This is a genomic window from Streptomyces sp. NBC_00287, from assembly GCF_036173105.1.
In the GTDB taxonomy this organism is placed as follows: Bacteria; Actinomycetota; Actinomycetes; order Streptomycetales; family Streptomycetaceae; genus Streptomyces.
This window is the reverse complement of the sequence record NZ_CP108053.1, coordinates 5,505,228-5,518,972: the sequence shown is the minus strand read 5'-3', so window position 1 is coordinate 5,518,972 and position 13,745 is coordinate 5,505,228. Positions and strand designations below refer to the sequence as shown.

The following is a 13,745-nucleotide window of genomic DNA, read 5'->3' as shown; positions in this document are numbered from 1 at the left end:
AGTTGTCCTTTCAGAGGGTTGGTCGGCGTCAGACCTGGAACACGCGCATGGCGGCCGGATAGATCAGGAACACCAGGAAGCCGGCGCACAGCAGCAGCTGCGCCACGAGCATCGACTGGGACTTCTCGCCCGCGCTGCCCTCGATCTCGGCGAGTTCGCGGTGCCGCATGGTCTCGGCGCGGGAGGCGAGGGACTCACGGACCTTCGCACCGTCGTCGGCGACCAGGGCCAGGGAGGCGGAGAGGTCCTTCAGCTCCTCGACCCCGAGCTCCTCGCCCAGCGAGCCCAGTGCCTGCCACTGGCTGATGCCGGTGATCCGGGCGTCGGCGAGGGCGCTGCGGATGCGCTGGTTGGCCCAGCCGTCGGAGATCTCCGCCGCCGCCATCAGCGCCTCGGGAAGACCTCGTCCGCCCGCCAGGCTCATCGACACCAGGTCCAGGTAGGCGCCGATCACGCGCCGCAGGTCACGCCGCTTCTCGGCCGCGTCCCGCCGTACCTCCACATCGGGGAGGAAGAAGAAGAGCACCGCGAACAGCAGGGCCAGCCACACCGGGATGATCGGGCTGCTGCCGAAACCAAGGGTCCATACGACCGCGAACAGGAAGGGGCCGAAGAACAGGCCCGCCACGCCCAGCAGCACCTTCGTCGCCAGGAACTTCTCCCAGCTGCGCTCCAGCACCGCGAGGTCCGCCCGCAGCGAGCGCTGCTCCCAGCCCTGCTGCAGATAGAACTCGGCGACACGGCGGCCGACTTCGGCCCGCGTCGAGGAGAACCGGCCCGAATCCTGCGTGGTGCGCGCCGACTCGTACGCCGCTCCCCGCGCCCGCATCGCGTCAATCCGCGCGACCTGCGCGATCGCGCTGCGCTTGGTCGGCATCAGGGCGCGGACGAGGGCGTAGATGCCAAGTCCGAAGACCGCGCCGACGACGATCGGCATCGTCACGTCGCTCACCGTCGCGCCACCTCCTCCGACCGGAACACTTCGCTCACTGTCGTGCCCCCTCTTCCGACTGGAACGGCGACTGCTGGGGACCACTGGAAGGCGTACGCGGACGCACGAACTGCACCGACGCCTCGTCCCGCACCAGGAAGCGCTCGGGCGTCTCGATCGTCGACAGCTTCCGCAGCCACAGGAACCCGAGCGCGAACAGACCGCAGACGCAGGCCAGGACGAGCTGGCCGATCGGGTCGCCGTAAGGCTCGACGAACTCCCGGTTGAAGATGGACAGTCCGAGCACGAAGGCCACCGACACCGCGACGACGATCTGCACCGACCGCCGCGTGGAGGCCCGTTGAGCCATCACGCGCTGACGCATGTCGACCTCTTCACGGGCCGACTTGGCGAGCGCGCCGAGCACCTGCCGCAGACCGGGGCCGCGCAGACGAGCGTTGAGGATGAGGGCGGCGACGATGATGTCGGCGGAGGCGTCGTCGATCTCGTCGGCGAGCTGCTGGAGCGCGTCGGGCAGCGGGGTGCGGGAGCGCAGCCGGTCGACGAGAGCGTCGAGGTGCGGCCGCAGCACCGGGGCCGCGGCCCGCGCGGACGCCGGGATGGCCTGCTCCAGGCCGACCGCGCCGGCGATGGTGTCGCGCAGCGACTCCGTCCAGGAGGCGAGGGCCTCCACGCGCTTCATGGCGGCCCGCTCCTCGGCGGCTCCGCCGAACAGCCGGTCCCAGAAGAAGACGAGGATGCCGGCCGCGATACCGAGCACGGCCCACCGCGTGAGCAGCAGCACCACCAGGCCTACGCCCGCGGCGAGCGATCCGCGCTGACCGGCGAACCGGATCAGCTCATTGGCCCGCTCGCTGGCCTTCTGCTTCTCGTGCTCGGGCTTGGCGGGCAGTCCGCGTACGGCGATCAGCAGCAGCGCGAGGCCGCCGCCGACGGCGACACCGCAGGCGAGCGCGTACAGGACGGTCGTAGAGAAAAGGCCGCCCATGGAGCCGAGCTGTCCGGTCATGTGCTCACCCCCACGTTCCGGCAGGGCGGTAACCGTGCGCCATCAGGTCCTCCAGGCAGGCGAGCGGGGCGTGCGGAACGACGCGGCCGTCCGGCGCCTCGGCGAAGACCTCGCTGGACAGCACCCGGCCGTCGACGCCGTTGACCTCGCGGATGGAGGTGACCATGCGCTGGAGGCGGCCGCCGCTCTGGTAGTTGTTGCGCCGCTGGATGAAGACGACGAAGTTCACCGCGCCCGCGATCAGCATCTGGCTGGCCTCGATGGGCAGTCGCTCGTTCGCCTGCAGCGCGTAGGTGGAAATACGGTTGAAGACCTCGCTGGAGCTGTTGGCGTGGATCGTGGACAGCGAGCCGTCGTTGCCCTGCGACATCGCGTTGAGCATGGTCACGATCTCGTCGCCGAGCACCTCACCGACGATGACGCGGGAGGGGTTCATACGGAGGCTACGGCGGACCAGTTCCGCCATCGTGATGGAGCCCTGCCCCTCGGAGTTGGGCAGCCGCTCCTCGAACGCCACGACGTTCGGGTGGAGTTCGGGGAAGGTGTCGAGCCCGAGCTCCAGGGCGCGCTCGACGGTGATGAGACGTTCATGGCCCGGGATCTCGTTGGCGAGGGCCCGTAGCAGCGTCGTCTTACCGGCGTTGGTGGCACCCGCGATCATGATGTTCTTGCGGGCGCGGACCGCGCAGGCGAGGAAGTGGCCGACCTCGGGGGTCACCGTGCCGTTCCCGACCAGATCCGAGATGAACACCTTGCCCATGCGCGCGCGACGGATGGACAGCGCGGGCCGCCGGGCCACGTCCATGACGGCCGACAGTCGGGAACCGTCCGGCAGCCGCAGGTCGAGTTGGGGGTTGGCGGAGTCGAAGGGCCGGGACGACAGACCGGAGTAGGCGCCGAGCACCTGGATGAGCTCGATGAGCTCCTCGTCGGACTCCGCTACCGGGTCGCCCTTGGCCTCACGGCCGTCGCTGTAGCCGACGAAGACCTGATCGCACCCGTTGATGTCGATGTTCTCGACCTCGGGATTGTCGAGCAGCGGCTGAAGGCGCCCGACGCCGAACAGTGCGGCATGCACGGCCGCCGCGTACTGCTCCTCCGTCTCCGCGTCCAGCGGGGTACGCCCGGCGTTGATCTCGGTGCGGGCGTACTCCTCCAATATCTGCGCGATGACGGCACGGGCGTACTGCCGCTCGTCCTCGCTGGACATCGGAGTGACACCGCTGACCTGGTCCAGGCGGCGCTGCTCGGCGATCCGGTCACCGGCCTCCTGCCGGAACCGCTTGACCAGCTGATGGTCGACAGCGCTCACCGCGGCTGACCGTTCATCTGGGCCTGGTGGGCCCAGGCGGCGCCGTACTGCTGGTAGATGTCGGCGGCGACCTTGCGGGCCGAGCGGATCAGCAGCGACTTGTCGAGGCGTCCGCGCTTACGGCCGGCCAGCTGGTCGGCGCCGGTGGGGTCCTCGGCGATGGTGCCGACGACCCGAGCGCCGGTCTGGGCGTGTACGAGCATGTCGTTGACCTGGCCCGCGAGCTTGCCGGCGTTGTTCGGGTCGGCGATGAGGACGACACCGATCAGCGGGGTGGCGAGGCTCGCGGCGCCGCGCGGGCCGCCGTGCAGCTTGGTGGAGAGGGCGGCGGCACGGTCCCGGACCCGGGCGATGGCCTCGGGTTCGGTACGGCTGATCAGCAGGACGAGGGCGGCGTGCGGGAACAGCTCCACGGCCGGGGTGTCCCCACTGATCCTTCCGCAGTCGGCGATGACGTCGGCGGGCGCGTTCGGGGAGTCGGCGAGGGTGGAGAAGGCGTGCCCGAGGGTGGGCCAGAGCCCGGCGAGACCGGCGGCCTGCTCGGCGATGCCGAGTCCGACGAGGACCTCGAGTCCGCCGCTCAACGGCTGGACGTGGTCCCAGAGTTGATCGGGGACGAGCCCGCGTCGCGCGGTGGCGGCTATGGAGAGCATGCCGGTGTTCGGGTTGAGCGGCCCGCCGTGCGCGGCGGCACTGCGGTACACCAGGTCGCCGCCCGCCGGGTCGGTCTCGGCGAGCAGGACGCGGCGCGGCCAGACCGCCGAGAGGGCGACGGCCGCGGTGGTGACGCCGGGGGAACCCTTGTCGGCGGCGAGAGCGATGAGCGCCATGGGGTTTGGGCCGCCTTCTAGTTGCTGCTCGGGACGCGCACGAGGGCCACTTCGCCGTTGGACGCGGCCTGGGCGAGCGCCGCGGCGTCGTCGGCGTCGACGGTCAGGGTGAGCGCGAGGTTGGTGCTGCCGACGAGGTCGTCGCTGCTGCCCTCCGGCACCGAGGCGACGACGGCCTGGTCGACGATGGCGGCGCCGCTGCCACCGGTGGAGGTGGAGCCGCCGCTGTCCTCGTCGTTGGAGCTGGAGCCGGCGGTGGTGCCGACGCGGTAGGCGGCGACGGTGTCGCCGGCCTTGAGGCCGGTCGGGTACTGGCCCGCCTTGAGGGAGAGGCCGACGGTGGCCTTGCCCTGGGTCACGCCCACCTCTTCGGCGAACATGTCACCGATGACGACGGTGCCCGCATAGATGGTGGACTTGGCCTTGAGGGTCTTGAGCGTGGCCAGCTGGTTCCACCTGACGTACTTGATGCTGTCGTCCTCGGCGACCAGCACGGAAGTGACGTTGTCACCCACCGACTCACCGGCCTGGATCTCGTCCGTCACCTGGACGACCTCGACCCGGTCACCGGCCTGCAGCACCAGCATCGTCGCGCCCAGCGCACCGACCAGGATGAGCAGCACCGCCAGCGCGGCCAGCGCGGGTTTGCGCTCGCGAGGAGGGGTGGGAAGCCGGTCACCGACCGAAGGCTGAGCCGGAGCGGCGGAACGTCCCGCGCCCGCCCCCGTACGCTCTTGGATCTTCACGCAACCGCTCCCCGTACACCCAAGAAATTGTCTGCCACGACTGTCAAATTCTCTGCAATTCCGGACACTTCACCCGTCTCCCTGCCTGATCGTCGCGTCCTGCGCGGATAGTCAGCAGCTGGGGTGAGTGTCAAGCCATCGCACCGTATCAGCCGCTCATAAGCCCCTCAAGGCGCGTCCGTTCCCGTAGGGATCGGTGGCTGGACTGTTACCCATCCGCAACTGGAAGCCCAGGTGGCCCAGTTGTGTACGCGGCTGTGAGCTGCGTTTTCCTGTGCGGGAGCGAAGGGGTTCGCAGTCCGCGCGGTCCTTTCGTCACGCGGTGGCCATGAGGCCTGCACGATTCACTCACGAGAGCGGGGAACGGCCGTGTCATGATCGTCGATCGTGACGAACAGGACACCCATCAGCGGAGCCATGCTCGCGACGGACACCCGGGTACTGGCGGCGGCCCAGGCGATCGGTGCCCGGCACGGAGTGGACTACACGAACGACGCGGCTGTGACGGCACTGTTCGCGGAGCGGCAAAGGGCGATGCGGGCGGCCCAACGGGGTTGGCTCGCCTGGATCGGCGGTCTGACGCTGACGGCGGGTGTGGTTCTGCCGGTGACGGCGGCGGAACTGCCGAAGCGTACGGCGAAACTGGCCCTGCTCGGGACCGGCGTACTCCTCGTGGTGGCGGTGGCGGCGCTGACCGCCCTGTGCATGCGCTGGAAGCGCGAACTCACGCACCCCGCGCTGAACGGCTACCGGGAGCTGCTGGGCGTGGCCCGGGCCCACGGTCTGCCGCTGACGCACGTACCGGCGTGGCTGGAGGGCCGGACGTCGGGCGGGAGTGGGAAGGGGTGGGCGCCGATACCGACGTATCCGAAGGTGGAGCCCGCGCCCTCGTCCTGGCAGCCCATGGAGTTCCCCGCGAAGCCCGCCGCGGTCCTTCGCTACGAGGAGACGGCCGACGCGGGCGGCTGGCACGACGAGACCGGCTGCCTCCTGCTGATCGCGGCCCTGATCGGCGCGGGCTGGGCCTGGTCCCAGGACGTCCCCCTCGGCTACGGCCTCCTCGCCCTGATTCCCCTCGCGGTCGTGGTGTGGGTGGCGGGCAGCCGCCAGGGCAACGAGAAGCAGGCGTTGCGGGCGGAGGCGGAGGCGTACGTCAGGGCGGTGGAGGCGGCTCGGGCGGCGGGGGCGCGGGGGCCGGAGCTTTCGCCGGTGCTGAAGAAACTGCTGGACGAGTAAACAGACCCCAACCTTCCGAGGAGCCCCCATGAAGCGAGCCGCCCTGGCCGCCGCTGCCTGCGCCCTGTCCCTGACCGCCTGCTCGGCCGAGAGCGGCACGGACGAGAACGCGAAGCCGGAGAGCTCGCCCTCGTCCGCGCAGGCGAAGCAGGGGAGCCCGGCGGAACGGCTGGCGAAGCTGATGGTCACCGACGCCGACCTCGACGGCGAGACGGTGCAGGAGCTCGACCCCCAGTTCCTCTTCGCCAAGTCTCCGGACGAGGTGACCGCCGACAAGCCGGTCTGCGCGCCGTTGGCGTACGCGATGAACCAGCTTCCGCTCGGCGAGGCGGAGGCGGACCTCGCCCGCTACACGTCGACCGGCACGACGGCCACGTACATCGCGCTGGCGGCGTACGGGACGGACGGCGACGCGGAGTCCGCCATGGCCGGGCTGTCGAAGGCGATCGACTCCTGCGGCGACGGCTTCACGGCCAAGGCGAACGGCAACACCAGCCCGTACGACTCGGTCGCCGCCGAGAAGGCCTCGACGGCCGGTGACGAGACGCTGGCGTTCAAGTCCACGATGACCTTCCAGGGCGCCTCGCATGTCCTGCGCACCCAGGCCGTCCGCAGCGGTGACGTCATCGCCGTCTACTTCGCCGTGAACGGCTCGGCCATCGCGAACGCACAGCCCAGCGAGGCGCAGTTGGCGAAGCCGGTGGTGGGGACGCAGAACGGAAAGCTTGGCTGAGCCCGCTTCACGCCATGGAGTGAATGGGCGGCATATGCCGGACCCCCTTTGCGGCGCCGACCTAACTTCGGTCGCATGGCCAGCCCATCCCACGAGGTCGAACTCGGCCTCGGCACAGCCATGGCCGCCGAGACCTGGAGGCAACTGATGCCTGTGGACCTCTCCTTCTTCCGCTCCGAGACCTCCCAGCGCTTGCGGGCCGAGGGCCGCGCCGAAGGTCGTGCCGAGGACGTCCTCCTGATCCTCGACACGCGCGGCATCGAGGTCACAGAGGCGGCGCGCGAGCGGATCACCTCCTGCACCGACCTGGACGCACTCCGCACCTGGCTCACCCGGGCCGTGACGGTCGACACCGCCGACGACCTGTTCACGGAGCCCACAGCCTGATCGTCGTCCTTCCCCCGTTCCCCGATAACCGACGCAGTTTCGCACCAGCGAAGCCCTCAGTAGAGTGCCGCGGGTGACAGCAGCAGTCGACGGGGTACGGGGGATGACGGAGTTGCGCGCGCTCAAGGCATATGGCTCACAAGGGATCCGGCGCTCGCCGAGCAGGCTCGTCGTACGCGCGCTTCTGGCACTCTGCGCAGTCCTGTTCGCCGTATTTGCCGCAGCTGCACCGGCCTCCGCCTCCTCCGATACCCAAGCGGCCTACCTCGCCGACCGTCTTCGCGAGAACCCGGTCTATGTGACCGACCAACTTCCGCGCGAGGTACCGAAGTCCATGGCCCGCGACTTCGCCAGGGTGGCGAAGAGCACCGGGGTTCCTACGTACGTCCTCGTCCTGCCGAGCATGGCGGACGGCGAGGGGCTGCTCGGCGCGGTGCACGACCGGCTGGGCCGGGACGGGCTGTACGTCATCATCGACGAGTCCTCGGTCTCGTACGCCATGGCTTTCGGGATCAGCGCGCCGGCCGACGATGCCCTCACTGTCTGTCTGTACGAACTCCCCTACGATGCGGGCCCGTTGCGCGAGTTCGAGCTGTTCGCTGAGGTCATCGCCGAGGGTGGGGAGAAGGCGGCGGCTCGGGCGGAGGCGGCGCGCGGCATGGACGAGCCCGCGGAGATGTACATCGGGCCGTCGGACCGCGAGAACCAGTCGTTCCTGACCGGGATGTTCCTCACGGGCGTACCGGCGCTCATCCTCCTGCTGTTCCCCGGTGTACGCCGGTGGCGGCAGAAGTTCACCGGCCGGAAAGCCCCCCACCGGGCCCCGCGTTGGATCGCGCCCGCCCTGGCCCTGGCCGCCGCCGTCGCCGTTCCCGTGGCCGCGAGCGTCACCTTCGACCAGACCACGTCCAGCGCGTCCCCCCGCCCCAGGGCGATCGACCTCAACGCCCGCGTCGACCGGGTCGCGCAGGGCCTGGCCGGGGACCCGGTGTACGCGGACCCGGAGAGCCCCCGAGTCCTGGACGCGGCCCAGCTGACCCAACTGCACAGCCGTATCGAGAAGTTCGGGAAGTCCGAGGGCGGCGGACCGGTGTTCGTGTCCGTCGTACCGCAGTTGATGGAGGACGAGTCCGAGGGCGACGAGGAGGCGTTCGCGGCCGCGGTCCACGACAAGCTCGGCGAGGACGGGGTGTACGTCGTCGCCGACCCGCTCTACGGCGACATCGAGGTCTTCAACCACGGCCTACGGCTGGACAGTCTGGACCTCCTCCTCAGCCTTCCGGAGTCCATCGAGTACGGCGACGACAAGGCGGACGAGGCCGAGGACCACCTCCTCGGCGAGCGTCTCGACGCCCTGATGACCTTCCTCGACAAGGCTCCCCGCACGGACGAACCGGAGTCGGCGGGCGACCCGTACCCAGTCTCGAACCCTGTCACCGAGGACGACCTGCCGCCCCTCTTCGGCACCGACTTCTGGCCGGGGCTGTTCATGGGCGTCCTCGCCGCGGGGCTGCTGTACGGGCTGCTGGAGGGCGTGATGGGCATCATCGGCAAGGTGCTGCGGCGCCGCAGGCCGGAGCCGCCCGCGACGGAGGCGCTGCCGGAGGTGTCGCCGACGGAGCCTTCGATGTCGTATCTGCGCGGTATGGCGCGAGTCGAACTCCGGGCACTGACAGCCGACTTCGAGTCGGGGCAGGCCGCCGACCCGAACGACGCCCGGCCAGGGGACCGATTCGACGCGGCGATGCTGCTCATCGACGGCGACACCAGCCGTGTCCAGGACCCCGCGACGGATGCCGCCACCCTCGTCGCGGTCATCGTGCTCGCCCGTGCCGGCCGCGCCGCGCTCGCGGGCAAGTCGTACAACCGCTGCTGCGCGGTCAACCCGCTGCACGGACCGGCGGTCAACCGCCACCACGTGCGGGTGTCCGCGGAGGGCAGCCAGCGGCGCCTGCTGCACGTCTGCGGGCGTTGCCGCGACACGGCGATCGCGGCGCCGGGAACCCTCCACACGCTGGTGCTGACCCTCCCCGACTCGTCCGGCTCGCGCGTGCCATACGAGGAGGCCGGCGAGCTGCTGAGTGCCGTACCGGACGGCATCCGCCGACTGGTCGAGAAGGTGAAGGAGACGGTCCGTGTCCCGTAGCCGAGCGGCGATCACGGCCTTGGCGGTGGCCCTGCTGGCTCTGCTCCCGGCCACCACGGCCAGGGCCTCCGACAGCCCGAGCGCGGGAGAACGCATCGCGAACGCGTTGCGCGCGTCCTGGGTCTACGTGGACGCGTCGTACGCCACCGCCGTACCGCCGTCCCGGCAGCGGCAGTTGGCTAGGGAGATCGACCGGACGGGCCTGCCCATCAAGGTGGTGCTCACGCCTCTCACCAAGGGCGACGACTTCGACGGAGAGGCCGACGTCCTGGCCGACGTCGTCCGCGACCGTCTCCCCCAGCGCGAACTGATCCTCATCACGACGGACGGCACCTTCACGGACTCCCTCAACGGCTACGAGTGGCCTGCCGACACCCACCAGACACGCGACGCGGTCGCCGCGGCCGGCTTCCTGGACGAGATGCGGGACGCCGGCCTGGCGGAGCTGACGTCGAAGGCGGTGGAGCTGGTGGCGGAGGGGAACGGGACGGAGGTGTACGAGGAGGCGATGGGGGACCTGGAGGCGAGCCCCGACCCGGAGGAGCGGACGGAAGCCGAGAGCTCATGGCCGACATGGCCGGCGGTGGCGGCCGTAGCGGCATTGGCGCTGACTGCCCTGCTGCTCCTCGCCCGCCACCGCCGTAGGACCCCTGCGTCCGCCCTGTTCACGGCCGCACGCGCCGCGGACGAAGACGCGCTGCGCCGCCGGGCGGAGGCGGAGGTCGTCGCGCTGGGCGAGTCGGCGCGTACGACGGACTCGACGGCTCCGGGCCTGCGACGCGCCCTGGACGCATACGCCGCGGCAGGCACGGTCCTGGACGCGGCCCGGGGTCTCCCGGACCTGGCGGGCGTTCTGGCCCTGGTGACGGAGGGCCGGGACGCCCTGGCGAACACCCCCGACCCGCTTCCGCTCTGCTTCTTCAACCCCCTGCACGGCCGGGGAACGCGCCTTGTGACGTGGCGCCCGCTGGGCCGCCGAGACCGAGTGCGGGTGGCCGCCTGCACGCCATGTGTGGCAGCCGCGCGCACCCGCCGCTCGCCCGAGGTCCTGACGGACGGCGACGCGGTCCCGTACTTCGAGGTACCGGGGAGCTTCTGGGCGGCTACGGGGTACGGGTCGCTGCTGCGGGGTGGGGACAGCTTGGCGGCGAGGGTGGCTCGCGGGGACTTCACGCGCGGCGTGCGCGGCGAGAACGGGTAGCTGCGAGTCAGCGGTTGAGGTCCATCACCGCGACTCCGAGCCCGCGATACTCCTCGGGCACGACCGTGGCCACCAACGCCCCTTCGGGCACTCTGAGGTTCGGCCGCGCGGCGTGCACGGCGGCTGCGATACCCAAGGCGATACCGCCCCGGCGCAGTTCGGCGATGGTCACGGCCATCGCATAGTCATCATCGACGACGCGGAGCACGTCGACCAGCACACCGACGTTCTCCACGATCCCCGCGCGGTCGCGCTCGGCCTCCAGCAGACACAGCACGGGCACCCACAGCCGGACGTCGTCGCTGTCCGCCGCGGCGTGGATGAGCCCGGAGACCTGCTTGTTACCCCCCATCGCCAGGAGCGTCGGCGCATCGAGGACGAAGTGTTCGATGGGGCTCAACGGGGTCGCTCCCCCTCCGCGAGAGCAGCCCGATGGGCAGCCGTGGCGTCACGCATCTTCCGCCGCACCTCGGCGGACTCCTCATCCGTCACGTAATGCCCGAACCGCTCGGCCAACAGCACACGAGTGCGCTCGGCCCGCGCCTTGATCTGCTCGGGAGTGAGCGTCTGCGCGGCGATCTCCTGCATGAGGGCCCGGAGACGGCAGTGGGCCGAGGAGGCGCCGTCACCTCCCGATGGGCCCCCAGTCACGACGGGGCCGAGGCGGCGGCTCGACAGCCTGCGGAACAGGCGCCTGCGCGACGCGCCGCACCCCCACCTCGACGACGAGGCCCAAGAGGGAAGGCAGGCCGAACAGTCCGGCAAACCCGAGGCTGAACCACCCACTCCCGTCCCCCTGATTGAGAGCACGCACCCCAGCGACAGCGAGCACCACACCGATGACCACCCCGAGCAGACACCAGGGCCAAAAATCGGGCTCCTCGACGGCCCCGTCCCGCCGGCCCTCGCAATAGGCGGCGTACCAGAATCGCCCGGACCACCACACAAGCAGATACGAACTGACGGCTCCCGCCGCGAACCCGACCCTCCCAAGGACGTCAACGCCCCGCAGGCCGACGGCCATACAGGTCATGACCACCCCAAGGAGGAGCCAGATAAGGAACAACATGACGCCGACGGCGAGGCGGTTACCGCGGCTTCCTTGGAGGGCGCGAGGAGAGACGTAGACCATGTGCGGCAGCGTAGGCAATCGCTGCGGAGGTCGGCGACCCCAACGGCCGATAGCTTCCGCGAAGCGGGCCGGTCGGACTCGACCCGAAACGCCCCTCAGACCGCCGAGACAGACATCACTCATCAGCGGATACGATCAGGACACAGACGCCGCACGATTTGCACGGGTAGCTCCCCAAATGCCCACTGGCGGGGGCAGGTTCAGCCTGGCGAACCCACTCGCCCCACAGATACCGTCAGTGCTCTCAACTGCATCTGTATCTCACGGGGAGTCCACTGTGAAGCGCCGCTCTTTGCCCGTTGCTGCCGCGCTCGCCGCGACAGCGGCTCTGCTGCTGACAGCGTGTGGCAGCGAGGACGACAAGTCCAGCGACAACGACAAGATCGCCGGCGCCGACCAGGGAGCCGAGACGCCGAAGGAGTCGACGGAACCGTCGGCAGCACCGGCGGAGGACAAGCCGGACGGTGTGGATGTGTCTCTGCCCAAGGACATGAACCTGGTGTTCGACTGGGAGAAGCCGGGGGATGAGAACGAGGCGGCGGCGATGGAGGATGCGGCGAACTTCTTCCGTGCCATTTACCGGGGCGTCGACAAGCAGACGACGAAGGACGCAGCCGTCGCCGCGTACGCCACCGCCGATGGACTGCACTACGCGAACACGCAGATCAACGCCTGGATCGAAGGCGGCTGGACCGCCACGGGCACACTGCGCCACTACGACGCCACCACTCGGTCCGCTTCCAACGGCACCTCCGTAGAGGTGGCGTTCTGCGCGGACGCGGGCAAGTTCTACGGCAAGGAAATCAAGACCAAGAAGGTCCTCAAGACCGAGCCCAGCATCGAGGACTTCGACTACTACAAGATCATCATGGTCAAGTACCCCACGGGCGAGGACCTGTGGCAGGCATCCAAGGTGTACGTCGAGACGAAGGCGGAGAAGTGCCAGTGAACGGATCACGGCGCCTCATCCTCGGCACCGCAGCCCTGACGCTTGCCCTCAGCAGCCTCGTCCTTACGGAATCCGCGTACGCGGCAAAGCCGGTGGGGTCCGGTGAGGGAGCCACCCCGGAGCAGAGTGGCGGAGGCGACGAAACCGGCATCTACGCCGCAGCACGGATTTCGTACTCCGGATCCGTCGCCAAGAACGGCGGCACCGGCAACGTAACGTCCGCCGACGTCAACTGGACGCCACCCCCCTGCTGGTACGCCCCCTACCTCGGCGCCAAGGACTTCAAAGAGAAGATGTCCAAGGACATCGAGGGCCAGATGAACACGCCCGGCATGGGCGGCCACGCGGGCGCGGCGCTGAGCGAGCTGCAGCGCCACTACGAGGACGACTACGGCTGGACCGACACCCCCGGCTACAAGGACTACAACGTCGAGAACGACGGCAAGGGCATGTTCTGGGCCGCCGTAGAAAACCCCAACGAGCCCGATCTCCTCAAACGGAGTTCGTGCAACGACCTCCCGTTCTGGGTCGACAACGGCGAAGCGCCGCCACCCCAGTACGAGGAGGCCATCACCCCGGAGATCCTCGCGGCCCTCGCCTACCAGCACATGGAGCTCCCGGACACCGAGGTCACCCTGGCCCCCGAGGCCACGACCAAGGTGAACCTGCCGACGTGGGCGTGGCTGGACAAGGCCGTCTTCGACGAGGTCCAGGCCACGGCAGCCCTCAACGTCCCCGGCTTCAACGTCCAGGCCACGACCACGGCCAAGCCGGTAGCCCTGAAACTGGAGCCAGGCACCGAGGACGCCGAGACCTACCCGGCCTCCGGCGAATGCGCCATCAACGCGAACGGCTCCATCGGCGAGCCCTACGCCAAGGGCAAGGCCGACGAGACCCCACCCTGCGGCCTGAAGTACCTCCGCTCCTCCGGCGACGGCACGTTCAAGCTCCAGGCCACGATCACCTGGGAAATCGCCTGGACAGGCACCGGCGGAGCCGGCGGCGACCTCCCGAACGGCACCTTCGGCAACGAGCAGGCCGTCACCGTCCAGGAAATCCAGTCCGTCAACCGCTGAGCCACAGCGAAGGGACCGGACGAGAGCAGCCCGGTC

The 13,745-nt window shown here is 69.8% G+C and carries 15 protein-coding genes; 7 read left to right on the top strand and 8 right to left on the bottom strand.

The genetic code is table 11. From position 1 onward, the window contains the following. Positions 1-28 precede the first annotated feature (28 nt). The 5 genes from OHT76_RS25205 to OHT76_RS25185 are packed head-to-tail and all read right to left on the bottom strand — an operon-like array spanning position 29 to position 4,849. A complete protein-coding gene (locus OHT76_RS25205) occupies positions 29-937 on the bottom strand; it encodes a type II secretion system F family protein (RefSeq protein ID WP_328876616.1) in 909 nt (302 codons plus the stop codon). Between the two features lie 49 nt (positions 938-986). Beyond that, positions 987-1,940 carry a type II secretion system F family protein gene (locus OHT76_RS25200; protein WP_328876615.1) on the bottom strand — a complete coding sequence of 318 codons (954 nt, stop codon included), beginning with the start codon at positions 1,938-1,940 and terminating at the stop codon, positions 987-989. Between the two features lie 25 nt (positions 1,941-1,965). Further along, positions 1,966-3,273, bottom strand: coding sequence for a CpaF family protein (locus OHT76_RS25195; protein WP_328873136.1), 1,308 nt, complete (start codon positions 3,271-3,273; stop codon positions 1,966-1,968). Next, the gene (locus OHT76_RS25190; protein ID WP_328873135.1) at positions 3,270-4,103 is read right to left on the bottom strand and encodes a hypothetical protein; all 834 of its coding nucleotides are present in this window, start codon (positions 4,101-4,103) and stop codon (positions 3,270-3,272) included. The genes OHT76_RS25195 and OHT76_RS25190 overlap by 4 nt, the downstream gene beginning before the upstream one ends. A gap of 17 nt (positions 4,104-4,120) precedes the next feature. Beyond that, a complete protein-coding gene (locus OHT76_RS25185) occupies positions 4,121-4,849 on the bottom strand; it encodes a hypothetical protein (RefSeq protein ID WP_328873134.1) in 729 nt (242 codons plus the stop codon). Between the two features lie 387 nt (positions 4,850-5,236). On the opposite strand from OHT76_RS25185, the gene OHT76_RS25180 reads away from it, so the two are divergent. From OHT76_RS25180 to OHT76_RS25160, 5 genes are all read left to right on the top strand, one after another. Next, a complete protein-coding gene (locus OHT76_RS25180) occupies positions 5,237-6,085 on the top strand; it encodes a hypothetical protein (protein ID WP_328873133.1) in 849 nt (282 codons plus the stop codon). 28 nt (positions 6,086-6,113) lie between these two features. Beyond that, positions 6,114-6,818, top strand: coding sequence for a hypothetical protein (locus OHT76_RS25175; RefSeq protein ID WP_328873132.1), 705 nt, complete (start codon positions 6,114-6,116; stop codon positions 6,816-6,818). 75 nt (positions 6,819-6,893) lie between these two features. Next, complete coding sequence (locus OHT76_RS25170) at positions 6,894-7,205, top strand: hypothetical protein (RefSeq protein ID WP_328873131.1); 312 nt, start codon at positions 6,894-6,896, stop codon at positions 7,203-7,205. Between the two features lie 73 nt (positions 7,206-7,278). Next, positions 7,279-9,351, top strand: coding sequence for a hypothetical protein (locus OHT76_RS25165; protein WP_328873130.1), 2,073 nt, complete (start codon positions 7,279-7,281; stop codon positions 9,349-9,351). Continuing rightward, positions 9,341-10,552 carry a hypothetical protein gene (locus tag OHT76_RS25160; protein WP_328873129.1) on the top strand — a complete coding sequence of 404 codons (1,212 nt, stop codon included), beginning with the start codon at positions 9,341-9,343 and terminating at the stop codon, positions 10,550-10,552. The genes OHT76_RS25165 and OHT76_RS25160 overlap by 11 nt, the downstream gene beginning before the upstream one ends. Positions 10,553-10,559: 7 nt before the next feature. Here the strand turns inward: OHT76_RS25160 and OHT76_RS25155 are convergent, their stop codons facing one another. Genes OHT76_RS25155 through OHT76_RS25145 form a run of 3 tightly spaced genes read right to left on the bottom strand, consistent with a single transcriptional unit; the run spans position 10,560 to position 11,684 of the window. Next, complete coding sequence (locus tag OHT76_RS25155; RefSeq protein WP_328873128.1) at positions 10,560-10,952, bottom strand: hypothetical protein; 393 nt, start codon at positions 10,950-10,952, stop codon at positions 10,560-10,562. Then, entirely contained in the window at positions 10,949-11,140 is a 192-nt protein-coding gene (locus OHT76_RS25150; protein ID WP_328873127.1) for a hypothetical protein, read from the bottom strand. Before OHT76_RS25150 ends, OHT76_RS25155 begins: the two co-directional genes overlap by 4 nt. 37 nt (positions 11,141-11,177) lie before the next feature. Beyond that, on the bottom strand, positions 11,178-11,684 hold the full coding sequence (locus OHT76_RS25145) for a hypothetical protein (protein ID WP_328873126.1): 507 nt from the start codon (positions 11,682-11,684) through the stop codon (positions 11,178-11,180). A gap of 277 nt (positions 11,685-11,961) precedes the next feature. Between OHT76_RS25145 and OHT76_RS25140 the strand changes: the two genes are divergently transcribed. Beyond that, the gene (locus OHT76_RS25140; RefSeq protein WP_328873125.1) at positions 11,962-12,633 is read left to right on the top strand and encodes a hypothetical protein; all 672 of its coding nucleotides are present in this window, start codon (positions 11,962-11,964) and stop codon (positions 12,631-12,633) included. Continuing rightward, positions 12,624-13,709: a hypothetical protein gene (locus tag OHT76_RS25135; protein WP_328873124.1), complete on the top strand. Its 1,086-nt coding sequence runs from the start codon at positions 12,624-12,626 to the stop codon at positions 13,707-13,709. Before OHT76_RS25140 ends, OHT76_RS25135 begins: the two co-directional genes overlap by 10 nt. Positions 13,710-13,745: the final 36 nt, after the last annotated feature.